The sequence below is a fragment of the Thermosporothrix sp. COM3 genome (assembly GCF_059696735.1).
In genome coordinates this window covers 1,255,319-1,279,100 of record NZ_AP019376.1, presented here as the reverse complement: position 1 = coordinate 1,279,100, position 23,782 = coordinate 1,255,319, and the positions used below count along the sequence as shown (strand labels likewise).

Genomic DNA, 23,782 nt, shown 5'->3' with positions numbered 1-23,782 from the left:
GAGAGGAGGTGATTCTATGCAGCTCATGACAGCACGCAAAAAGCCAGGTAAGAACCGCGCTTCTCTTCTCCTCCTGCTTTTTCTTTTCTTGCTGGCAGGTTGCTCACCAACCGGGAACACAACCGAGCTGCAAGGGCATATTGTCGCAGCGGGTTCTACCGCCTTGCGCCCCCTGGTTGAGCTTGCCGCCAAAGAGTTTCAGCACAAATATCCTGGAGTCGTCATCGATGTGCAGGGTGGTGGGAGTATCCAGGGGCTCAAGCTGGTCACAACGAAACAAGTGCATATCGGAAATTCCGACATTTACGCTGATCCCGCGCTCTACCCTGATCCACAACTCACCGATCACATTGTCTGCGCCATACCTTTCGTGATGATTGTGCATCCAGACATAAAGCTCGACTCCCTGAGCCAGCAAAACATTATCGATATTTTTTCGACAGGCAAGCTCAACAACTGGGCTCAGCTTGGCGGGCCAGATCAGCAGATTGTCCCGATCGTTCGTCCGGCCAGTTCCGGCACGCGTGCAACATTTCGGAAATACATTCTCGAAGGTCGAGACGAGAACGGCACCTTGCTGAAAACCGACTCATCAGATGAGGTACGCGATATTGTCGCCCGCACGCCCGGCGCTATTGGCTATGTCGCAGTCTCTTATCTCTCAAAAGCGGTTCACGCCATCTCGATAGATGGGCAAAAGCCGACTATCGAGACCATTCAAGCCGGAAAGTATCGCTTCTGGGGCTATGAACACATGTATACTCTGGGCGATGAAAACGCGCCTGTCCGGGCATTTCTCGATTTCATGCTGACACCAGAGATACAGCAGCAGGCCCAGAAACTCGGCTATATTTCCGTCAGTGCGCTCAACCGGGTACAGGTATACCCGAAAGAGAGGCCCCTATGACCCGAAAAACAGCAGAAGATCTCTCATTCTCCGGTATCTCGGATACCGCCATACCGTTCCAACCGGAACACAGTCTCTCTTCGCTGAGCACCCGCTGGAAACGGACGGGCAACCTTCTCCTGAACCTTTCTATCGGGAAGCGGCTCTCGCTGGGTTTTCTTCTGGCGGCGCTCATTGCCGCGCTGGTTGCGGGTATCGTTGGAGCGCAACGCGCCTCATTCTTCAGCCAGCAGTCTGAATTCTATCAGCATCTTTTGCGCACGAACACGGCCCTCTCCACCGGCACGAACTTCCTGCAATTGATGGATACCGAGGTTGACCGCTTGCTCAGTACTGCCGCCGCAGAAAACCCCTCGAAAGAAACCCTTGAGGAGAGTCAGAAAGCCCTCTCAGGACTCATCGACCGCTATGACCAGACACTGAAAGACTATACCCAGAATGACCTGCTCAAAAAGCATCCGCCCTACAGCGAGCTTCTGGCAAAAGCCGGACGGCAACAGCAGGTAGAGCAACAGGCAACGCTGGCAGGCAGTGCGCTCCGTACCTGGCAGGTCTACCGCGCTTCCCTGCAACAGATTCAACAACAGGTCGCCGCAGGTAATATCGCGGAAGCCCAGACGATCGCTCATGTGCAGGCAGGGCTTACCCGCACCGATGCCCTCAGCGCGTTACGAGCGCTTATCAGTCTGGATCAACGCCTCGCCTCGGCTGTCAAGGAGGCGGCAGAAGGAGAGGAACGCACCCAACTGATGATTACTATTATCGCTTCGCTTCTGGCCTTTCTCGCCATTGGTCTGGTTGGCTGGTTCATCTCCGGGACACTCGTGCGCCGCCTTCGTCTCCTGCGCCAGGTGACACAGGCAATCGAGCAAGGCCACTTCACGGCACGCGTCCCGGTCGTCGGCCATGATGAGATCTCAGACGTGAGCGCCTCCTTCAACGGCATGCTTGAAGTGATCGTCGGGCTGCTGGAAGAGACCAAGCAGCAACGCGACGCACTCACCAACGCGGCAGAGCACCTTTTCTCTGAGATGCGGATTGTGAGTTCAGGCGACCTCCGGGTAAATGCCCCGGTCAGCAGCGACCCGATTGGCATGCTTGCCAACGCCTTTAACTTTACAGTCAGCCGCTTCCGCCGCTTCATCGCCCGCACCCAGGGGGCGATGGAACAGGTAGAAACGATCGCACGTCGTGAGCATGAGCGCGCCGATGCTTTTGCTCATATGCTTGCGCTTCAAAATAGCAAACAGCTCCGTAGCGGTCAGTGGAGCAAATACACCGACGATTCGGCGGAGCGAAATGTGATGGAGCTTCAGAAACAACTGAAGCAGATTCAGGGGTACCTCCACAGTATCTCTTTCGAGGGGCTGCACCAGCGAGCACGAAACCTGCAAGCGCTCACAGAACAGATCTCCCTGTACGTCAAACGCCTGGGAAAAACAACAGGCGAGATCTCAACCTCACGCCCGGTCGCTTTTCAGGAGCTGCACATTCTGGATTCACTGCTTCAGCGCATGAACGGTGAACTCCAAAAAGAGCAGAAGAGTATGCTTCACCATCTGGACACGCTTCAAACCGAGCTAAGCCGTCTGGACAGTAGCCTTCAGACCTTGAAACTCGGTTCAGGGAACGAAGCTCTGCCCCGAAATGCCCGAGAGCTTCCGGCGGAGGTACTCAAGCAGGGAACCAGCTTCACGGCTGAGATCCAGGCACTCGCGCAGCAGCTCAACTCGCTATCCCAGGACATGCGAACGGCTATTACCTCATTCCAGCTCGACGGTGTAGAAGCAGTGCGAACGGCCCAGAACATCCCGGGCCTCGAGCAAGCATTACCTTCTCATCATTATTCGATGCTCCAATCATAAGGCACGGCATGCGAGAAAGAGGATGACAGAGAAGTTCCTGTGAGGAGAGACCCTGAACGTCTCTTCTCAACAGGAGTTCTCTTTTGGAGCAGGAGCACAGAACCGGCTTCTGCTTGCGACCAGAACCCGAACGCATACTTTTCTTCGTCCCCATCCAGAGAAGCAGGGGGGCCGCGGAGCTGCCCTCGGTCGTCCATAGACGGCCAGGATATGCCACAAATACTTGATACGCTGAAGCGCCTCTTGAGATGAGCCCCGGGCTTGCCACTGCTCAGGACTGGGTACCACCGCGACAATAGCCCCTTTCAGATGCATGATTTTGCAGCACACGCCGCGCAAAAGCAGGCAGCTCTGATCCTCGGAAGGCATGCGGCACAGCCTCTAAGGGAGCTCACTCTACTGCTGTGTCTGATACTCTGCTACCAGCGTGGTCAGCTCGATGAGATTCCCGAATGGATCGTGACAAAAGAAGCGCGGACGCCCGGGAATAGGCTCTGCCTCTAAAATGGCAATGCCTGCATTCTGCAAGCGCTGGCGATACTCGTCGAGCACGTCAACTTCCAGGCAAAAATGCTGCCCATTTTCGTTGGGAGGCTCATCCGAAGGCATGAAATGCAGCTCCATTTCGCCTTCACCTGCCGCGAACCAGACCAGTTGTCTGTGTGCGAGCGATTGCGGAGGCTGCTTTTCCTCCAGGCCAAGCACCCCACCATAGAATGCACGAACCGCTTCCTGACTCCCACGGGGAACGACGAAGGAGACGTGCTGCAAACGAGGCCGTATCATGTTTTTCACTCCTTTGCTATCAAGGCGCGTAGTAGCAAATGCAGCTTGCGCTTCTATCAAGAGTATGCTGTATTATACTACCAATATTCTCCTATGCTCCATTGCACCACTACCGAATTGCAGCCAGGAGAAAAATGTTCACCCGCCCATCCAACGTGAGCAGCATATAGAAAACACATACACTGAGAATTCAGCAATACATGATCCTCAATTCAATCAGAGATAGAACCCAACAGGGGTATTCTGTCTCCCTGGCCATACCGCTAAAAGCTCTTCAATGTTACTTTACAATTTTCTTACGTATTTTCAATAACCCTTGAAGAATTTCTCATAGATATCTGGTATGCTCATAATCAGCGTACCTCGATTATCCCGCCGAGGGAAGCGAACACCCTGTTTATCACCGCTTTGAAGGAGTTACAGAATCATATGGGAGTCATTACGACCGGTTTACGGAACGTTATCCGTAGCCCTTTTCGACAGAGCCTCATTATTTTGCTTCTGGGCGCAAGCCTGATGTTTGTCGCAGCAATGGTCAGCCTCAATCAGAGCGCACAGGAGCAACTGCAAAAAGTGCGCTCCGAGGTCGGTACAGGCATCACGATCACCTACGCAACCGAAAATGAGACCCAGGACAACGAGAGGCCCGGTAACCCCAATCGCGGAGAAAATGGAACCTTCAACCAGTTCGGTCAGCAGAACGAACGCACGCCAATTCCTCAGGATACGATCGACAAAGTCAAAAAAGTGGCAGGCGTCACCGGGGTTGAAGAGACGCTCATGCGCTTCGATACCGATAAGGTTTTTGCCACCCGTGAGATACAGACTCCGAATGGATCAACACGCACAATTCCAGCCTCCATTTATGGCATTTCCAGCGGCTCAACCCATTTCACTATTCAGGGAAACACCCCCACGATTACCGCCGGACGCGGTTTCCAGACCAGCGACGATACTGCCAGCGTCGCCCTGATGAGTCAAACGCTGGCCGACGCCAACAAGCTCAAACCTGGCTCAACGGTGACTCTCAAGGGGAGCAAAATCACGATCATTGGCCTCTATACCTCGGACAATCCCCGCACCGATAACTCCTTGACGCTGCCACTCAAAACAATGCAAAAACTCTACAATATCAACGGCGTCGATAGCATCACCGCCTATGCCTCAACCTACGATCAGGTAGATTCAGTCGCAACCAACCTGCGGAACGCATTGGGCAGCAAGTACAACGTGGTCACCGAGAATCGCCTGTTTTCCGCGGCGATCAACTCCTTGAGCAGCGCGCAGAACACGATCAGACTGGCACTCATGATTGCGATCGCGGTTTCAGCAGCCATTATCATCTTCACCGTCTTCATTATCGTGCGTGAGCGCACCATTGAGATTGGGACCCTGAAAGCGCTGGGAGCCTCACACTGGCAGGTCATCGCCCAATTCTGGGTTGAAGTGTTCGCCCTCAGCATTCTGGCCTCGATTGTGGCAACTCTACTTCTTGTGCTGCTTGGGCCAATCATTTCGCAACAGTTCGATGTCTCCACAGCGATGACAGGCCAACCGCCCTTCATGAATGGCGCAATGACGGCATCCCGGCAGGGTAGGCCTGCTATGGGCGGCTTCCTGCAACAGTTCGGGAATATTCACCTTGCCTCCGCAACCCTGAATACGCAGACCCTTCTTATCATCGTGGGTCTGGGCATCGGGCTCGCCATCCTGACAAGTATCATTCCCGCCCTCGCTGTCGCGCGTATTCGTCCCGCGGTCGTGCTCCGCAAAGGCAATAACTAGAGAAGGAAAGAAAGATGTCAGAAACGATCAATCTGGAAACACCCACTCAAACAACAGAGCCCGCCGTGACCGTGGTTGCCAGAAATCTCTGCAAATACTTTAAAATGCATGGCGAAGTCATTCACGCGGTTGATAATGCAAGCTTTGTCTTCAAAGCAGGCCAGTTCGTGACGATCATGGGGCCTAGCGGCAGCGGCAAATCTACCCTGCTCTATCTGCTTGGTGGCCTCGACCAGCCGACAAGCGGTGAACTCACTATCGATGGCATCGACATGACCCGGCTCAGCGGCTCAAAAGAGCATCACTTCAGGCGGCAGAAGATCGGCTTTGTCTTCCAATCCTTCCACCTGATCCCGAATCTCACAGCGCTGGAAAACGTCATGCTGCCAATGGAGCTTGCTGGCACGCGCTCTCGTAGCGAGATGCGCGAACGAGCACGCACCCTGCTGCTTCAGGTCGGTATCAACGAAGATCGCCACCGACATCGACCCGGGAAACTCTCTGGCGGACAAAAACAGCGTATCGCGATAGCTCGGGCGCTTGCCAACGATCCCCGCGTGATTCTGGCTGACGAGCCGACCGGCAACCTCGACACTCACAACGGCAAGCGCATCATTGATCTGCTCAGGCAGCTCGCGCATCAGGGGCGCACCGTTATCGTGGTGACACACGATCAGCGCATTGCAAAACAGGCAGATGTCTGCATCGAGATTGAGGATGGCAAAATCACCACGCAGAATCTTGAGGTTCCCGCCACTCCCGAACCGCCACAGAAAAAGAAGCGCCGTAGATAACTTCGTTCCCACATCCTCCCGGTACAGGAGCGCCTTCATCCCTTCCTCAATCGAAGGTGCTCCTGTCTCTCAGGACGGCCACTCATCATCCTACCGCTCTGAACCCTCCACAGGAGAAGCTGGAGTGGCTTTGTCTATCCCTTCTTCGGGCTCTCCTGAGCAAGCACATGAGCAGCCCGGTGACACGCATCTCGACAGGTTGTCTGTCTATCCCTTCTTCGGGCTTTTGAACGGAATATATGCGATTCTGTGAGCATAGAACCTGACACCTTTTTTCCTGTCTTTCCTTCGAGAGTCATCTGCTCTACAACAAGCATACACCAAAAACCAGAAAAGAGGCAAGTGTTCTATAAATATCTATTATGCCTCCCTGATCCCAATTACCACAAAATATGTGGTTTATAGCTGAGTTTTTGTGCCACTCTCTACAAGCGCGCCTCTCTCTCGTCCTATCGGAGAAGATCGTTTCTGTCTCTTCCCCCTATAAACCCCGAGGATGAACGGCATAGCGCCCCACCAGAACAATGATTGCAACCGAGAGAAGACCATGTGCTACGCGCTTACTCGCTCCCTACTCCCCCCGGTATCTTCTCCGTCTCTATCGAAATGGAAACGTTTCCTCATTTTCCCTTGACACCCGCCTTTTTTATCAGTATACTCCCTTTTAGATGGAAACGTTTCCATCTTTCAATAGAATAGGGTAAGGCATGGCAACGATTAAAGACATCGCACGAACAGCCGGTGTAGGCATTGGAACCGTATCACGCGTTCTCAATGAGACGGGATATGTGAGCGAAGAGACGCGCCAGAAAGTATGGAATGCGGTAAAGCGCCTTCAATACGTCCCTAATGGTATAGCCCGTGCGCTGGTCACGAAACGTACTATGGCTCTGGGCGTTGTCCTGCATGACTTGATGAATCCATATGTCCCCACGATCGCACGCGGGATTGAGGATGAAGCCCGCCGTCATGGCTATACCATGATGGTGCTGGATACCGATTGGCAGCTTGAACATGAGCTACGGGCCATCACGATTCTACGTCAGCAAGCGGTTGATGGAATCATTCTGGTTTCGCCTGCCAACACAGAAGAGATGGTCAGCAAATGCCAGGACGAAAACATCCCGGTTATCGTGGTCGATAGCGGAGATGCATCGGCGATATCGCATATCACTGCCGATCACTACAAAGGGGCCAGAGATGCGGTCGCCTGGGCCAAAAAGCAGGGACATACGCACATCGGGTTTCTGGCGGGGCCGGCCGGATTGCGTTTTGCGGATTTGCGCCTGCGCGGCTACCTGGACAGCATGGGGCTGACAGATCTCTCGCTGGAAGAGGTCGACCAACGAAAGGAACTACCCATTGTCCGTGCAGAGTTTCTCTTTGAGGGGGGTCGCGCCGCTACCGAAGCGCTCTTACACGCCCATCCCGAGATCACCTGTATTTTCGCGGGAAATGACATGTCTGCGCTTGGAGCCTTGCAATATCTTGAGCAGCAGGGCATTGCAGTCCCGGAGCAAATCGCTATTATTGGCTTCGATGATATCTTTATCGCTTCCCTTGTGCATCCAAGACTTACCACTATTCGTCAGCCCATGTATGAGATCGGCGTAGCAGCAGCCGAACTGCTGATGCAGCATCTGAGCGCACCGGAGTGCCCGATACCACAACGCGTCTTTGATCTCACGCTGGTCATTCGCGAGTCTTGTTGAGCATGTCTGTTGCCAGCGGTCGTGAAAGAAAGGATTGCTTATGAGAGAAGGGAGAGCTGTTCATCTGCCCGACAAGAGCAGTGCTCATCAGTATGGCATGCTGGCCTGAGCAGGGCGCGATAGCCCTTTCGCCTCAACAGGGAAGCGCATTATCAAGCCCTGGTCATCATTGAGGAGCAACAGCCTTTGCCGTGAGCCGGGACCGCACGTTCAAACGGTGAACGGTCTACCTGTATTCTCTTGCCTGTCGTTTCACTGAGGCGCATTACCGGCCCTGAGAGCCGCGCGAAACGACACCGTTCCTTCTCCTCACGCAGCTTGATCACATACAGGGCAGGCAAACATTTCGAGCATGACCCATGCATGTCATTATCTCCTGACGGGTTCTCGCTCTTATTCAGAAAGGAGGAAACTCACAGCCAGAAAACACTGAAGAAACTCTATTGATGGTAGCTTGCCTGACATCTGTCAACGCGTTCTTCCCTTTATAAGCTGTATTTGTATGTAGTTCTATAGACCAGACTTCAGGAAGTCTATAAGGCACTGATGCCTGAGAGGTTGAACAATGCAAGCCAAAATCACTCGACGCACATTTTTTGGGGTTACCGGTGCCGCTGCCCTCTCGACAACGCTCAGCGCTTGTTTTGGCGTCGGCAACAATCAGCCATCAACCGGGGGAAATAACAGTACCACTATTTCTATCTGGGATATTCGCACAGGGAGCGATCAAGAGGCGATCAGGAAGCTGACGAATAGCTTCAACTCTTCCCATTCTGATGTACGTGCGAACATCGAATTTTTCCAGAATGACCCGTACAAGCAAAAGCTTCAGATCGCGATGGGTGCCCATAATCCCCCTGACATCTTCATTGGTTGGGGCGGCGGCATCCTCAAGAATTATGTTGATGCCGACAATGTGTACGATCTGACCTCCGACCTGAACGCGGACTCCAACTGGAAAAACCGCTTCATCCCCTCTATTCTGGAAAGCGCCACCTTCGATGGAAAGATCTACGGCGTTCCGTGCAGTGGCATGCAACCGCTGTTCTTCTTCTACAATAAGGAGCTCTTCAAGAAGCATAACCTGAAGCCGCCTCAGACGTGGGATGAGCTGCTCAAGATCGTCGATACGCTCAACAAGCAGAGCATTATTCCGATCGCGCTCGCCGGTGCCAGCAAGTGGCCGTACCTGATGTACCTGGAATACCTTGCCGATAGAATCGGTGGGCCCGACGCGTTTAAAGCGATCCTCAACAATCAGGCAAACTCGTGGTCTCAGGATGCGGTCATCAAGGCCGCGACGCTCATCCAGCAACTCATCAACAGCAACGCGTTCGGTTCCAATTTCGCCTCTGTCGTCGCAGATACGAACCAGGATGCCGCCCTGATCTACACCGGGAAAGCCGCGATGATGCTGCAAGGAAGCTGGAACTTCCCGACCTTCCAGACAAACAGCCCCGACTTCGTGAAAAATGATAAGCTCGGCTGGTTCCCCTTCCCCGCTGTCGAAGGTGGCAAGGGAGACGCCAGCAATATTTGCGGCAATCCATCGAATTTCTATTCGATCTCGAAGGCCTCCAAAGCCCCTCAGAAATGCATCACGTATCTCAAAGATGCGGTGCTCGCTCCCGAAGGAGTCAAGCAGTTTATTGCGCTGGGCAACGTTCCCCCCGTCCAGGGAATCGAATCACAACTGGCAAGCAGCGAGAATGGCGAGTGGTTGCAGTTCAATTATCAGCTCGTGCAGAAAGCCTCTCACTTCCAGCTTTCCTGGGATCAGGCGCTGCAACCGCAACCCGCGCAGGAGCTGCTCACCAACCTGGATCGGTTGTTCTTGAAACAGATCACTCCTCAGCAGTTTGCCGACAACATGAACAAGACCCTGAAAGCGTCTTAGACTGGCAACTTCGCTTCTTCGGAAACATGCCCCGGCTCTCTGTCCGCCCGATACAAGGGGGACAGAGAGCACTCTAGAAAGGTGCACGTATGAGCGCGTCAACAAGAACAGCAGTATCCCGACGAGACGGATGGATAGCTGTCCTCTGGTCGCTGCCAGCCCTGGCATTCTATCTTCTCTTCGCGATCATCCCGCTCTTTATCGCGGTATACCTGAGCTTTACCAACTGGAATGGGCTCTCACAGCCAACATGGGTGGGGCTTCAAAACTGGATTGCGCTGCTCTCGGACAGCGTGACCGGCAACTCGCTCATCCTGACGATTGAAGTCATGCTTATAAGCTGGATCGTCCAGACGCCGATCAGCCTGTTACTCGGCGTTTTCATGGCCGGCACGCAGCGGTATCGAGCAGTGCTCAGCGTCTTCTACTTTCTTCCCCTGCTCTTCTCAGCGGTCGCCATCGGCCTCACCTGGGTCGCGCTGCTCGACCCAAACTTCGGGCTGGTGAATACGCTGCTCAAGACCATTGGCTTATCAGCACTGGCAAAAGGCTGGCTAGGAGATCCCGGGCTGGCATTTTTCGTCGTGATGGTGATTATTTGCTGGCAATTTATCCCGTTTCACTCCCTGCTCTACCTGGGTGGCGCGAGACAGATCCCGCGAGAACTCTATGAAGCATCCACCATAGACGGTGCCGGGCGGCTTCAGCAATTCTTCTTCATCACGTTACCTCAACTCAAGTACACGGTGATTACCTCCACCACCCTGATTTGCACCGGTTCTCTCACCTACTTTGATCTTTTTTGGGTCACTACCGGAGGCGGGCCCGGCTACGCGACTCGCGTGCTTCCACTCCATATGTACATCACGGCTTTCCCGAACCAGGCGGTAGGCTATGGTAGCGTGCTGGCGGTCGTCCTGGCCCTTTTCGGTGTCGTCCTTTCGTTTGTGTTTCTCCGGTTCACTGGCTTTACCAGGATGTCAAGCCAGCTCGAAGGCCTGTAGTATCAGCAGAGCTAGAAAAGAAGGTGTTTTATGAGTGCAGACATAGTTTCTCAGCAGATCGCTGATACCCAACACCAGAACCAACGAGCACCGCGGCGCGGGTGGTGGGAGATCCTCCCATTCACGTTCGGGATTATCTGGTTTCTCATCGCTTTCTTTCCCGTACTGTACATGTTTGGAACCAGCCTGCGCCCGCTCTCCGACTACTTTACAGACATTCCCTGGTTGCCTCCATCGCATCCCACGCTGGAAAATTATAGCTCGGTGCTCGCCAGCGACTTCGGACTGTATTTCATGAACACGGTTTTTGTCACGGTGTTCAGTGTCCTGCTGATCGTTATCGTGTCGCTGTTGAGCGCCTACGCGATCTCAAGGATACGCAATCGGGTGACGCAATTCATCTTCAACCTCTTCCTTGTCGGGTTAGCCATTCCCCTTCAGGCAACGATTATTCCGATCTATGCGATCACTATCAACCTGCACCTCTACGACTCGCTGTATGCGCTCATCCTGCCCAGTGTCGCCTTCGGTATTCCGCTCTCTGTGCTGGTGCTTGTGACCTACATCAGAGATATTCCCCGAGAGCTCTTTGAAGCGATGCTCATTGATGGCGCGGGCCATTTCCGCATCTTGCGCGCCCTGGTGCTTCCATTATCGCGCCCGGCGCTGACCACCGTCATCATCTATGAGACTATCCAGGTCTGGAATGGCTTCCTGTTCCCGCTGGTTCTGACGCAGAGCACCAATGTTCGTGTGCTCCCGCTCGCTCTCTGGAACTTCCAGGGCCAGTATACAACCAATGTCCCGGCGATTATGGCAGCGGTCTTTCTGTCGGCGACCCCGATTATCCTGCTCTACATTTTTGGCAGGCGACAACTGCTCAGCGGCCTGGTCGCAGGCTTCAGCAAATAGTGTTGAATAGAAGGGATACAAACGAGTATGTCTGCAACGTATCGTGATCCACATGCCCCGCTTGAAGAGCGTGTTGAAAACCTGCTCTCCCTGATGACTCTGGATGAAAAGCTTGCTCAGCTCGGCAGCTATTGGAGCACCGCCTTCATCAGCACGGGCACCTTTGATCCTGACCTGGTGCGTCAGAAGATCCCGCATGGGATCGGCCAAGTGACGCGTATCGGCGCTGCTACCGGGTTACGCCCACGCGAGAGCGCACGGCTGATGAACGCGCTGCAAAAAAGCGTCATCGAGCAAACGCGGCTCGGTATCCCGATCATTGTACATGAAGAGGCCGCCGGAGGCTTCTGCCATCGCGATGCCACCGTCTTTCCCCAGGCCATTGCGCTGGCCGCCACCTGGAATCCAGAACGAGTCAAGCAGGTTGCGGAGGCCATTCGGACGCAAATGATGGCCGTCGGAGCGCGACACGCCCTTGCTCCAGTGCTCGATGTCGCACGCGATCCACGATGGGGACGCGTCGAGGAGACCTATGGCGAAGACCCTGTCCTGATCGGCGCCATCGGAACCGCCTATGTGCAGGGCTTGCAGGGCGACGATCTCGCGCATGGCGTCGCAGCGACCGGCAAGCACTTTCTTGGCTATGCACTTTCCGAGGGTGGACGCAACTGGGCCCCGGTACACCTCGGCCCGCGAGAGCTCCGCGAAGTCTACGCGGACCCCTTTGCGACCGTCATCAGAAATACGGGAATCGCAACTATCATGAACTCGTATGCCTCGGTTGATGGTCTTCCATGCGCGGGCAGTCCCGCTATCCTGAACGACCTGCTCCGTGACGAGCTTGGCTTTACCGGGGCCGCCGTCGCTGATTATTCCTCTATCGAGATGCTTCTTTATCATCACCGGGTCGCGGCCACACTGGGAGAGGCCGCACGACTGGCCTTGCAGGCAGGACTTGATATGGAACTGCCGCTCATCAATTGCTATGGGGAGCCGCTCAAAGCCGAGATTGAGGCGGGACGGCTGTCATTGGACGTCATCGACACAGCCGTGCGGCGCGTCCTGCGACTCAAGTTCCAGTTGGGACTCTTCGAGCAGCCCTATGTCGATGAGGAAGCCGCAAGCAGCGCGTTCCAGACTCCAGAGCAGCGCGATCTCGCTCGCAAAGTCGTCGCGGAATCCACGATTCTCCTGCAAAATGATGGAGTGCTTCCGCTCTCGCCAACCCTGAAGCGCCTCGCGATTATCGGGCCGGGTGCAGATGATGCACGGCTCCTGCAAGGCGATTATCATTACCCGACTCATCTGGAGCTGATCTATGCCTCTGACAAGGAGCCCGATGCTGTGGGCCTGACGACGCCAAAGGCGACCGGAGAGTACGCGCCCGGCCCCTACTATACCCCTCACGTCACTCCACTGGCGGGCTTACAGGCTGCCCTGGGCGACCGGGTAGAGATCCGCTATGCAAAGGGGTGCGAGGTGCTTGGCGAGGATCGCTCCGGTTTCGCGGATGCGGTCCAGATCGCTCGTGATGCAGATGTCGCGGTGGTCGTGGTCGCGGGCAAGAGCGGCCTGCAACGACCGGTCACAGTGGGCGAGGCCAACGACGCCACCAATCTTGATCTTACCGGAGTTCAGCCCGAGTTGATCGAGGCCCTCGCTGCTACCGGCACGCCGCTGGTCGTCGTTGTGCTCAGCGGGCGCATTCACACGCTGAGCGAGGTCGCGAAACGGGCCAACGCGCTGCTTCAACTCTTCCCGGCAGGCGAAGAAGGCGGCAACGGGCTTGCAGACATCTTAACCGGGCGCGTCAACCCGAGCGGGCGCCTCCCTGTCAGTATGCCACGCGTGGTCGGTCAGGTCCCCATCTACGCGGGAACCCGGGCGGGCGGTGATCGTGCTATGTTCTTCGACGACTATGTTGATGCTCCGACCACGCCTCTCTTCGCCTTCGGCCACGGCCTGAGCTACACGACATTTACCTACAGCAACCTGAACATCCAGGCTGGCAAGACCACCGATCCGATACAGGTTTCGCTGGAAGTACGCAATACCGGAGAGCGTGCAGGCGACGAGGTCGTTCAACTGTATGGGTGCGATCTGGTTGCGTCTGTCGCCCGTCCCAATCGCATCCTGCTCGGGTTCGCCCGGATCTCACTTGCCCCAAATGAGGCACGCACCATCACCTTCACGGTCCATCCGTCGCGACTCGCCTTCTATGATCCCGCCATGCGCTTTGTGACCGAGCCGGGAGCTTTCCGTTTCAGCGTCGGCGCTTCCTCAGCCGACATCCGCCTTGAACAGACCATAACGCTGGAGGGCGAGACGGTCACGTTCAAACAGCGAGAGATCGTTGATACCACAGTCGCGATTGACTGAGTGAGAGGGCCCATCTCAGATGGGCTCTCATCTGTCAGGCCGCTCACTCAGCATCCAGACCTGGGGGTCACCCCACGTCCTCCATTGATCGCAAAGGCAACAACGCATGAAGCGGCTGGAATTGAGCCTTCATAGACCTTCCGCATAGGCTCTATGTCTGGCAGTGCTCACCCCTGATACTGCTCGTCGCTCACCTTTTCCAGCCAGTCGACGGTTTTGCCATCAAGGCGCTCCTGAAGGGCGATGTGAGTCATGGCTGTTGTTGGAGCGGCTCCATGCCAGTGTTTTTCACCTGGCGGGAACCAGATCACGTCTCCCGGTCGGATCTCCTCTATCGGACCGCCCCACCGCTGCGCCCGGCCACAGCCAGCCGTTACAATCAGTGTCTGGCCGAGCGGGTGTGTATGCCATGCCGTTCGAGCACCCGGCTCAAAGGTCACGCTGGCGCCATTTATGCGGGCCGGATCGGGGGCCTCGAAGAGAGGGTCAATACGCACTGTGCCGGTAAAGTACTCGGTCGGCCCTTTCCCGGATGGTTGCGAGCCACATCTTTTGATATCCATTCTTCTTACTCCAGCTTTTGCATTCTTCTATCACGTAGGGGGAGAGAACAATGCTGTCGTTTTTTCAGGACAGCGACAGAGCAGAGAAGCCTGCGCTGCCTGCTACCAGTATAGACAGTCTGGAGAACAGAGCAATGGTCCGCGACGGCAGAATGTTCAAAGAGGCAGGGCTTCAGGACAGCTCAGACCAGCCATTTTCTTGACCCGAAAGATCAGGGTATGCTAATATCTTACCTGACAGGTCGGATTTAGACGGAGAGAAAAGATCGATCCCCTTTTTCCGCCGGATGAAAGCGGCTCGCAGCTATGACTCCACGCGAGCTTTTTTCTAGAATCGAAAGGCATCTGAACAGTATGACAAAAGGAGCTATTGTTAGTCCCCGGCTCGCGGCATTGGAACGGGAGCTCGTTGCGGGCAGGAGCGAGGCGCTTGGGCTCTTCTGGCAGGAGATCACCGAACGCGGAGCGCCGCTGATTGAGCCTGTTGAGGGTGATAAAAAGCATTATTATGTCACCTTTCTCTGGCGTGATACCGGCGCACAGGGACCGCTTCATAACGTGGTGGTTTTCGCACGCCTGGCCGCCTGGAAGGACCCACAAAAGAACCAGATGACGCGCCTGCTTGACACCGATCTCTGGTACCGAACCTATCGCATACAGGCCGATTTGCGCTGTACCTATTTGCTCTCACCGAATGATCCGCTGACGCCGCCTATGAATAACTGGGTCAATTTTATTTCGCGGATGACGGTCGACCCGCTGAATCCCCATGTCTTTGTGCAGCGTCGTGACCCTGATATCCCGGACGAGCGAGAATTGCAGTTCTCCATTCTTGAGCTTCCTGAAGCTCCACCACAGCCCTGGAACGAGCCTCGCGAAGGGGTTGCCCGGGGACACATCACGCACCATCGGCTCCGTAGCGAGATTCTTGGTAACGAGCGGAGTATCTGGGTCTATACCCCACCTGGCTATACTCCCGAGGCCGAACCCTATGGCCTGCTCCTTTTATTCGATGGATGGGCCTATCTTGAGACGGTTCCTACTCCCACTATCATCGAGAATATGCTGAGTGAGGGAAAGATCCCGCCACTCGTTGCAGTGTTTGTCGATAGCCTGAAACTCCCGATACGCAACCGTGAGCTTCCCTGCTATCCGCCCTTCGTGGATTTTCTCACACAGGAGCTGTTCCCCTGGCTTCGTCAGCGCTATCGTGTGACAGAAGATCCCACCCGGGTGATTGTGGGTGGTTCCAGCTATGGCGGGTTAGCAGCAGCCTTCGTGAGCTTGCGAGCTCCCGAGGTGTTCGGCAACGTGCTCTCGATGTCCGGTTCGTTCTGGTGGGACAAAGATCCCGAGGACGGGATTCCTCAGGAGTGGCTCACCCAGCAGTTTCTTGCACATCCACGTCTGCCCCTCCGCTTCTATTTTGAGGTTGGCACAAAGGAACGAAGCGGCTTCGTCGATATGATCCCCTGTACCCGACACCTGCGAGACATCCTGCACTTGAAGGGATACGAGGTCTATTACCATGAGTTCAATGGCGGTCATGAATATATTGTTCGTCGTGGCTCCCTGGCAAATGGCCTGCTGACACTTGCCGGGCCCTGGCTGTCTGACGCTTCCTGACGACCTTTTCAGAGGAAAAAGGGAGCGCCATCATCGCAGACGCTCCCTCCCGGTTGCTTCAACGCTTTCGCTTACGCCGCCTCTTCGTCAGTACCTCCCTCTACCTTCTCGCCCTGTTGCTTGCGTATCCACGCATATACCGGCAGGCCAAGCAACAACAGCACAAAGCCATAGAGCACTGTGGTCGCACCAGCTCCGATAATCGCCCAGACGGAATAGACAAACGCAAGAATCGAAAACATGCTCGATCCGAACAGACGCCTTCCATTAAAGAGGTCACGTCGCGTGAAGAACAGAATCAGTTCAGCAATGGCACAGAAGGCATACGGAATCTGGCTGGTGAGCGTCCCGAGCAGAATAATAAAGCTGAACATCTCTACCAGATTGCCGGGGCCCATATAGTTCAACAGTAACAGCAGCGAAGCCAGCGTACTCGAAAGCACCAGCGCGAAGACCGGCACTCCCTGACGAGACACTCGCCCGAAGATGCGCGGAAAAAGCCCATCCTGTGCCACGGCCATCGGCACCTGACCGGCCATCATCATTAAGCCATTCAAGGCACCCAGACAGGAGATGACGGCCCCAATCGCCAGCGCGTACGAGGCCCACGATCCCCAGAGCAGACCCGCCGCTTCGGCATAGGGCGCCGATGAATGGCCCAGGCGCGACAGCGGCATGATCCCCATGATGACTGTTGTACTCAGGATGTATACCAGTGAGGTAATCAGTATGCCCAGAAGAGTCGCGCGAGGAATTGTCTTCGCTGGATCTTTGACATACCCCGCGGGAACGGTCGCCGATTCAATCCCCAGAAATGACCAGAACGTCAGGGCCGCGACTGCTGTAATCGCGTCAATGGGCGGCTTACCACTGGGGTTGAGCGGCACAAAATGCTGCCAATCGACCCGGAAAAATCCGAAAACCAGCAGCGCCAGCAACGGGACCAGCTTACAGATGGTGGTAATCACCTGCATAATGCCCGCGTCTTTGACCCCGAGCGTGTTAACGCCAGTAATCAGCCAGAGCAGCGCCAGCGCCACAACCCCGGAGAGCCAGCGCTGTTCACTCAAGATGGGGAACATCCCCTGAAGGTAGCTCACCAGCGCAACGCTGATAGCCGCGTTCCCGATCCATAACGACATCCAGTGACCCCAACCGATCCAGAACCCGGCAAAGTCGCCAAATGCCATCCGTGTATACGCATAGGGACCTCCCTCACGAGGAACCATCGATGCCAGACGCGCAAACAGCAACGCCAGGCAGGTCGCTCCGGCAGCGGTCAAACCCCAACCCACAAGCGAGATGCCTCCATATGAAGCCAGCGAAGCAGGGAGAAGGAAGATTCCTGAACCAATCATATTCCCCACAACCAGCGACGTACACATCCAGAAGCCCAGAGAGCGCTTTGAGCGGGTTGACGATGTGGCATCCTGTACCTCTAGTTGTCCTACAGCCTTTGTTTTCGATACCACCTTGACCAACACCTCCCTTTCCACATATCCGATGTTCACTTCTCCCCTGCCCCGGCAGTTGCAGAGACAAGGCAGCGGAGGATTCACATCCTCACGAAAATCTTATCATATGCTGCGGTGTCGAAGTCAACTGTTTTACATCTCCAACGAAAAAGACCATTACAGCTCAATCTGTATAGAAATACAGTTATCTTCTCCGCAACGATTCATCCCGCCTCGTGCATGAAATACGAGGATACAAAAAAGAAGCGGCGCCGCTCATCACTCTGCCTGCCGCCCCGCTTCAATTCGACCACGATACCAGGCAAACAGGCCCGGCAGTTCACCTTGCCAGGCCCTGTACCCCTATCTCTCTTACAGTGGAAGTCTATATGTACCTGAAAGCTGATTGTACTCTTCCTTCCTCAATCACACGTAATATCAAGGGAAGAGAACCGAGACGACGCGTTTTCCAGAAGCCCACAAGGAGCAGCATTAGCAGCATCGGCAGATCGAGATACAGGACTATCAGCATACCATCTACCAGACCCGGACAGTTTAAAATGATCGGATATCCCATAAAAGAAAACAGGCGCCTGGATCAACAGGGTTGCACTCAGGCCCAAACCGAGCAGAAACCTGGTATCGCGTATCATGCATATTCCTTCTTTACCTCTCACCTTAGAAGGGATATTGCTCTACCTTTCAGGTGTAGATGTACACATGAAACATGAAGAGGGGCAAATGACCCATTTCTGTTTCATTGCGAGGAAGAGACCGAGACATAACGCATCTCCGCAGCGTGCTCTTGTTTCGCTCTCCCACATTGAAGGCACTGCGCACTCCCCCCCCTCTGTTCATTGATGTTTTTTGCTCCGCCTACCCGATTCCCCCTTTTCTATGCATCTATCCGCATCGTTCTCATCGTATAGATAGAGAGGAATAGAAGCAGAGCAGAAAAGAGACATCTGCTCAAGGCCATCAGACACATCGCCGCTCGTGGCCTGATGGGACAAAATGAAGTTCTGGAAAAGATACCCCACCAACGACGGGGCGTATTATCAACGGTTCACTGCTTCGCAGACAAACCTGCGGCAAGGAAGCGCATGCGTCAGGTGGGATCAGAGGAGAGGTATAGATGAATTCAGCAAACACCCCCGAGAAGGTACAGGCAAAGGCCAACCAGGTCGCAAAAAACCGCTGGGTTGCCTACCTGGCCCGCTTCGGCTATATCACAAAAGGGATCGTCTATCTGCTCGTTGGTATTCTGGCCGTACAGCTTGCCTTCGGCCTCGGCGGAAGAACCACTGACCAGCGGGGCGCACTTCAGACCATAGCCAATCAACCTTTCGGACAGGCCTTGATGTGTATTGTCGCTATCGGCCTGTTCGGCTACGCGCTTTGGAGCGAGATGCAGGCTATACTGGACGTTGATAGAAAAGGCAAAGACGCCAAAGGCATTCTCTCCCGGCTTGGCTATGCAGGAATCGGCATCTCCTATATCGCGCTCGGTATTGGCGCGTTCCATCTGGCCACCAGCACAGGAAGCGCGGGCAAGAACTCCACTGACTCCGCTCAGGACTGGACGGCCCGCCTGCTTCAAATGCCGTTCGGCGTCGTCCTCGTGGTCATTGTCGGCCTGATCGTGCTTGGTATTGCCATTGCTCTGTTTGTCAAAGTCTACAAGGCCTCATTTCAGCAGGCTCTCGATCTCAGTTCCCTCTCTCCCGGGATGCGCGAAGGCGTTATGCTGCTGGGAAGAATCGGGCATGCCGCCTTAGGAGTCGTCTTCGTCATTATTGGTATCTTCCTGATTCTCGCAGCGCTTCAACATAACCCCAATGAAGCGAAAGGGCTGGATTCGGCCCTGCTGGAACTGACGCATCAACCATTCGGGGCGGTCCTGCTCGCCATCATCGCGCTTGGGTTCGTCGCCTATGGGCTATACTGCTTTATTGAGGCACGCTACCATAACATCCAGCATTACTAACGATCGCACTTTATGCCTGTCATCTCTACACGCCACAGACCACAAGCGAGGAGTGTATTGCACTTCTCGCCTTTTCTATGAGCCATCATCGTCGGCCTGATCGAAGATAGAAGCATCAGGGGGCGTGAGTGACGTTGTCATGCTGGTGCTCTTGATCACGCAAGAGGGTCTTCGCGCGCTTGCTTGCTTTCCGGCGGCAGAAATGCGAATATGGAGAGATACCGCTTCCTCAGCCTGTCATCAGCCTCTTTTTGAGAGCAGGAGGCGCCCGATGTTTCTTTCTCAGGAGTGAACAGTGAGAGTTATCACCTATAACATCCTCGATGGAGGAGAGGACAGAATCCCGGTCATCACCCAGATCTTGCACAACCAGCACCCCGATATGATCGCCCTTCAAGAGGCCAATGACCGCAGCAATGCCGAGCAATTAGCCCGCGCCCTGAAGATGCACCTGGTCTTCGGCGAGGCCAACAGTGACTATCATGTGGCCTGGCTGAGCAGCCTGCCTGTTCTCCAGGTTCGCAATTATCGACTTCCCGTCCTGCATAAAACCCTGCTGGCCATCGATGTTGCATGGAAGGGCACGACGCTCCACCTGTGCACAACACACCTGCGGGCAGGATATGAAGATGTGTATGAAGAGGGTCGCGAGGACGAAATCAAGGCCATTCTGGAAACCATAGAACCAATGCTGAAAGAGCCGCTCCTGCTGGTCGGAGATCTGAATGCGATTGCCCCGGGTGATCCGGTTGCGCTTGTGCCCGAAGGCCACCGAGAACACGATGAGCGGCTACTTATCAAGCAGGCGAAGCGTCTGGTCATAGCGCGCATCCGGGAGGCCGGCCTTGTCGACTGCTACCGCGCACTGCATCCCACCGAAGAGGGCTACACCTGTGACGCGCGCCGGGACGCCCCCTGCATGCGCATCGACTACTGTTTCGCCTCACCGAGCCTTGCTCAGGACGTGCGAACTTGCAACGTGCTCTCAAACGAGCTGACATCACGGGCCAGCGATCACCTGCCTGTACAGGTCGATTTCGCGTAACAGCAAAGGGGACTCCCAACAAGCCAGCTCTGTACGTCGATCTCCTATGAGACGAAAGGAGTTCAGCGGGTCTACGGCGGCATGCTCGCCAGCATCGGCGTCCGGGCAGAGCTCAGGTCGGGTAAAGCACATGTCTCCCCGACCTGATTTCACCGCTTGCCAGTTGCTCGCGAATCACACCCGGCTCACCGCTTACACACGCTTCACCACTCGCCAATCAGCCGCGCCAGCCGCAGCGCCTCTTGAGCCGCATCAGCGACCGGGATCAGCCCGACCGTCAGTTCGTCGATCTCGGTGTGAAGCAGCTCTAACAGCCGTTCCCGGATCCTGCGTTCATCGCCATAGACCAGCAGGCTCTCAACCAGTCGTTCCGAAACCGCTTCGATCTCCGCCAGCGAGAAGCCCGCCGCCACAAACATAGTACGATAGTTCGGACGCGTGGTATAGATCCGCATGGCTTGCCGCCCGATCTGCAAAGCCGTCTCGCGATCCTCCGTAAAGACGACCGGCACATGTGCCACCAGCCGAGGACATTTCCGCCCCGCACGAGTAGCCCCCTCTTGCAGGGCCGGGAGAGCCGTATGAAGCAGATACGGAACCGGACACATTGCCGAGATCGCTCCATCCGCGATCTCACCCGCAAGCCGGAAAGCCTTCGGCCCGAGCGCCGCCATCAGTAATGGAATCGGGGCCGTCGTGGGCAACTCAATATCCGTTGTCAGGAAGCGCCCCTGATGCCGGACTGCGCCCTCGTGCAACAGAGGACGCAACACCTGCATATACTCGCGCAGGTACGCAAGCGGCGCATCCATCTCGATCCCATAGGCACGCTTCGCATACAGAGGCGAACTCGCGCCGATCCCCAGTTGCAGCCTTCCGGGAGCCAGCGCGTGAAAACTGGACGCCTGAAGCGCCAGAAAGACCGGATGGCGTGCAAACGCCTGGATAATAGCCGTTCCCATTTTGAGCCGGGTAGTCCGCATCGCTGCCGCGGTCAGCACCGTCAGAATGTCGGGCTCCCAGGGCGCTCCACCGATCCAGATATGCGATACTCCCACCTTCTCTATTTCAACCAGCGTCTCCACCAGCTTCGCAGGCTCTTGCGGCTGAACCGAGAGTCCAATGCGCTCACGGACAGATTGATTCATCGATCTTCTCCTTTATCTCTGAAAAACGGCATCGTGGTGATGCATACACGACGCTCTGTTGCAAAACCAGCCTAGCAGGAGATAGAATAGAGCGTCAACCAGCAAAGAAAAGGAAACTGTTGCATACGCAACGGCAAAGGAAAAACTGATGCAGAAGTCAGAGGCACACAAGGATCTTCGCGTTCTCCGTACCCGGAAACTGATTCAGCAGGCCTTCATTGACCTGACTGTCGAAAAGGGTTTCGCCGCATTGACCATCCAGGACATCACCGAGCGTGCAATGATTAACCGCTCTACCTTCTACCGTCACTATCTGGACAAATATGACCTGCTTGATCAACTGCTCAACGAACTTGATGCCCTGCTTGATAACCGCAATACTCCGGACGAGCCCGGCCCCCTGCGCCTGCTTCAGCACATCGAGCAATTCGCCGACTTCTATCGCGTCATGCTCGGTCCACAGGGCGACCCCTCGTTCGTTGAGCGCTTCCGTCAGAACACAGAGCGCCACTTCCGCGCTTTGTTCGCTCAGGCCAGGGCCGCAAGCAACGAGCCACCCCTTGACTTGAAGATCGCCAGCATCGCCTATGCGGGTGTTGGGGCTACTATCTGGTGGCTGGAACAGCAGCAACCCTGCTCTCCCGAGCAACTCGCCACCTGGATGAGTCAGATCAGCAGCGCGATTGCAGGCCCCGAACTCAAGCCGCGCAGCAGCAAAGAGCGCTGATTGACACAACTCAGTCGCAAGCCGGGGGATTCCTCTGGCTTAGAGTCGGCCACACGCTTGAGCCAACCACGCCGCTGCACTCCATTGAAGAATCTCTGGATGTTGCATGGCGCCAGACGGCGGCTATATCCTCAGTACTGTCATCTGAAAATGATCTCTCACTGCGGGCGGGAAAAAGCGCAAGATCGAAGAAGCAAGTCTTCGGGTTTTCTGCCACACTTGGGCAAGTGAGATCGCTCACGACCCTTTCCAGACAGGAAGCAGTGCACTCGTTCAGCAGTGCTTCCCGCTCTCGGTCACTCCATCAATGACAGACAGGAGAAAGAGACATGACAGAAAAGACAGGGGAACAGAACAACGACACACAGAATGGCAGCAGAGGAAGCTATGCTTCTGTGAATGGCCTTTCAATGTACTATGAAATCCACGGCAGCGGCTTCCCGCTTGTCCTGCTTCATGGCGCGTTCACAACCATCGAGATGTTTGCAGCACTGCTTCCAGAGCTCTCCTCAAACCGGCAAATCATCGCGGTCGAACTGCAAGGACATGGACGGACTGCTGACATCGAGCGAGAGATACGTCTTGAATATCTGGCGGATGATGTCGCCGCTCTTCTGGCACATCTGGGAATCGCGCAAACGGATGTCTTCGGCTATAGCATGGGGGGAAGCGTTGCCTTGTATCTGGCACGTCGGCATCCCGGCCTTGTGCGCAAACTCGCGCTCGCCTCTACCGCCTACAACCTCGATGCCTATTATCCGGAGATGCGAGAGGGCCTTATACATGCCACACCGGAGGGCTTTCCTCCTGTGATGCGCGAGGCATATGAGCGAGTTGCCCCCAATCCGGCAGGTTGGCCAGTACTGGTTGCTAAAATGAGCAGGCAGGCGGCTTCGGCGGGAGGTTTGCAGCCGGAGGAGGTGCAATCTATCAACGTTCCGACATTGGTTATCGCTGCCGATGGTGATATCATTCGCCCCGAGTGTACACAAGAGCTCGCCCGGCTGCTTCATGCCGAACTGGTAGTGCTCCCTGACAGCGACCACGCTTCATATATAGTAGCCCCTCCAGAACTCTTGCTGGCACGCTTAAGCGCTTTTTTTGACGCGCCACTATAAGCCTGTAGCCCCATTTGGCGCAAATGGCAGAGAGGACGCGATAGCGTTCCAAATAGATCGAACAACGTCGAAG

Annotated in this window: 20 protein-coding genes; 15 read left to right on the top strand and 5 right to left on the bottom strand. The window is 55.3% G+C overall.

Features of this window, described 5'->3' with window-relative positions; all coding sequences use genetic code 11:
* Positions 1-16 precede the first annotated feature (16 nt).
* Positions 17-907 (top strand): phosphate ABC transporter substrate-binding protein, encoded by an 891-nt coding sequence (locus tag KTH_RS05495; protein ID WP_111323598.1) that lies wholly within the window; start codon positions 17-19, stop codon positions 905-907.
* Complete coding sequence (locus tag KTH_RS05490; RefSeq protein WP_111323599.1) at positions 904-2,772, top strand: HAMP domain-containing protein; 1,869 nt, start codon at positions 904-906, stop codon at positions 2,770-2,772. Before KTH_RS05495 ends, KTH_RS05490 begins: the two co-directional genes overlap by 4 nt.
* Before the next feature lie 396 nt (positions 2,773-3,168).
* Here KTH_RS05490 and KTH_RS05485 read toward each other — a convergent pair whose 3' ends face one another.
* Positions 3,169-3,558 carry a VOC family protein gene (locus tag KTH_RS05485; RefSeq protein ID WP_111323601.1) on the bottom strand — a complete coding sequence of 130 codons (390 nt, stop codon included), beginning with the start codon at positions 3,556-3,558 and terminating at the stop codon, positions 3,169-3,171.
* Positions 3,559-3,987: 429 nt separating this feature from the next.
* Between KTH_RS05485 and KTH_RS05480 the strand changes: the two genes are divergently transcribed.
* The 4 genes from KTH_RS05480 to KTH_RS05465 all read left to right on the top strand — a co-directional run bounded on the left by KTH_RS05480 (position 3,988) and on the right by KTH_RS05465 (position 7,849).
* Positions 3,988-5,343 carry an ABC transporter permease gene (locus tag KTH_RS05480; protein ID WP_111323602.1) on the top strand — a complete coding sequence of 452 codons (1,356 nt, stop codon included), beginning with the start codon at positions 3,988-3,990 and terminating at the stop codon, positions 5,341-5,343.
* Positions 5,344-5,357: 14 nt separating this feature from the next.
* Positions 5,358-6,137, top strand: a complete 780-nt coding sequence (locus KTH_RS05475; RefSeq protein WP_111323603.1) for an ABC transporter ATP-binding protein — start codon at positions 5,358-5,360, stop codon at positions 6,135-6,137.
* 124 nt (positions 6,138-6,261) lie between these two features.
* Positions 6,262-6,390, top strand: a complete 129-nt coding sequence (locus KTH_RS05470) for a hypothetical protein (RefSeq protein WP_497617002.1) — start codon at positions 6,262-6,264, stop codon at positions 6,388-6,390.
* A gap of 454 nt (positions 6,391-6,844) precedes the next feature.
* On the top strand, positions 6,845-7,849 hold the full coding sequence (locus tag KTH_RS05465) for a LacI family DNA-binding transcriptional regulator (RefSeq protein ID WP_497616999.1): 1,005 nt from the start codon (positions 6,845-6,847) through the stop codon (positions 7,847-7,849).
* A gap of 152 nt (positions 7,850-8,001) precedes the next feature.
* Here KTH_RS05465 and KTH_RS05460 read toward each other — a convergent pair whose 3' ends face one another.
* On the bottom strand, positions 8,002-8,214 hold the full coding sequence (locus KTH_RS05460; protein WP_497616997.1) for a hypothetical protein: 213 nt from the start codon (positions 8,212-8,214) through the stop codon (positions 8,002-8,004).
* 200 nt (positions 8,215-8,414) lie between these two features.
* On the opposite strand from KTH_RS05460, the gene KTH_RS05455 reads away from it, so the two are divergent.
* From KTH_RS05455 to KTH_RS05440, 4 genes are all read left to right on the top strand, one after another.
* The gene (locus KTH_RS05455; RefSeq protein ID WP_497616995.1) at positions 8,415-9,746 is read left to right on the top strand and encodes an ABC transporter substrate-binding protein; all 1,332 of its coding nucleotides are present in this window, start codon (positions 8,415-8,417) and stop codon (positions 9,744-9,746) included.
* 89 nt (positions 9,747-9,835) lie between these two features.
* Positions 9,836-10,750: a carbohydrate ABC transporter permease gene (locus tag KTH_RS05450; RefSeq protein ID WP_111323606.1), complete on the top strand. Its 915-nt coding sequence runs from the start codon at positions 9,836-9,838 to the stop codon at positions 10,748-10,750.
* Positions 10,751-10,780: 30 nt separating this feature from the next.
* Positions 10,781-11,662, top strand: a complete 882-nt coding sequence (locus tag KTH_RS05445; RefSeq protein WP_111323607.1) for a carbohydrate ABC transporter permease — start codon at positions 10,781-10,783, stop codon at positions 11,660-11,662.
* Between the two features lie 27 nt (positions 11,663-11,689).
* The gene (locus tag KTH_RS05440; protein WP_111323608.1) at positions 11,690-14,041 is read left to right on the top strand and encodes a glycoside hydrolase family 3 N-terminal domain-containing protein; all 2,352 of its coding nucleotides are present in this window, start codon (positions 11,690-11,692) and stop codon (positions 14,039-14,041) included.
* A gap of 167 nt (positions 14,042-14,208) precedes the next feature.
* Here KTH_RS05440 and KTH_RS05435 read toward each other — a convergent pair whose 3' ends face one another.
* Positions 14,209-14,604, bottom strand: a complete 396-nt coding sequence (locus tag KTH_RS05435; RefSeq protein ID WP_111323609.1) for a (R)-mandelonitrile lyase — start codon at positions 14,602-14,604, stop codon at positions 14,209-14,211.
* Positions 14,605-14,958: 354 nt separating this feature from the next.
* Between KTH_RS05435 and fes the strand changes: the two genes are divergently transcribed.
* Positions 14,959-16,230: an enterochelin esterase gene (gene fes / locus KTH_RS05430; RefSeq protein ID WP_111323610.1), complete on the top strand. Its 1,272-nt coding sequence runs from the start codon at positions 14,959-14,961 to the stop codon at positions 16,228-16,230.
* 71 nt (positions 16,231-16,301) lie between these two features.
* On the opposite strand, the gene KTH_RS05425 is transcribed toward fes, so the two are convergent.
* Positions 16,302-17,702, bottom strand: coding sequence for an amino acid permease (locus KTH_RS05425; RefSeq protein WP_211326201.1), 1,401 nt, complete (start codon positions 17,700-17,702; stop codon positions 16,302-16,304).
* Positions 17,703-18,819: 1,117 nt separating this feature from the next.
* Here KTH_RS05425 and KTH_RS05420 point away from each other — a divergent pair.
* Both KTH_RS05420 and KTH_RS05415 read left to right on the top strand, forming a co-directional pair.
* Positions 18,820-19,671 carry a DUF1206 domain-containing protein gene (locus tag KTH_RS05420; protein WP_111323611.1) on the top strand — a complete coding sequence of 284 codons (852 nt, stop codon included), beginning with the start codon at positions 18,820-18,822 and terminating at the stop codon, positions 19,669-19,671.
* 295 nt (positions 19,672-19,966) lie between these two features.
* On the top strand, positions 19,967-20,716 hold the full coding sequence (locus KTH_RS05415; RefSeq protein WP_111323612.1) for an endonuclease/exonuclease/phosphatase family protein: 750 nt from the start codon (positions 19,967-19,969) through the stop codon (positions 20,714-20,716).
* A 203-nt stretch (positions 20,717-20,919) separates the two neighbouring features.
* On the opposite strand, the gene KTH_RS05410 is transcribed toward KTH_RS05415, so the two are convergent.
* The gene (locus KTH_RS05410) at positions 20,920-21,864 is read right to left on the bottom strand and encodes an LLM class flavin-dependent oxidoreductase (protein ID WP_497616980.1); all 945 of its coding nucleotides are present in this window, start codon (positions 21,862-21,864) and stop codon (positions 20,920-20,922) included.
* A gap of 148 nt (positions 21,865-22,012) precedes the next feature.
* On the opposite strand from KTH_RS05410, the gene KTH_RS05405 reads away from it, so the two are divergent.
* Both KTH_RS05405 and KTH_RS05400 read left to right on the top strand, forming a co-directional pair.
* Complete coding sequence (locus KTH_RS05405) at positions 22,013-22,591, top strand: TetR/AcrR family transcriptional regulator (protein ID WP_111323614.1); 579 nt, start codon at positions 22,013-22,015, stop codon at positions 22,589-22,591.
* A gap of 329 nt (positions 22,592-22,920) precedes the next feature.
* Positions 22,921-23,709: an alpha/beta fold hydrolase gene (locus tag KTH_RS05400; protein WP_497616977.1), complete on the top strand. Its 789-nt coding sequence runs from the start codon at positions 22,921-22,923 to the stop codon at positions 23,707-23,709.
* The last annotated feature ends 73 nt before the right edge of the window (positions 23,710-23,782 follow it).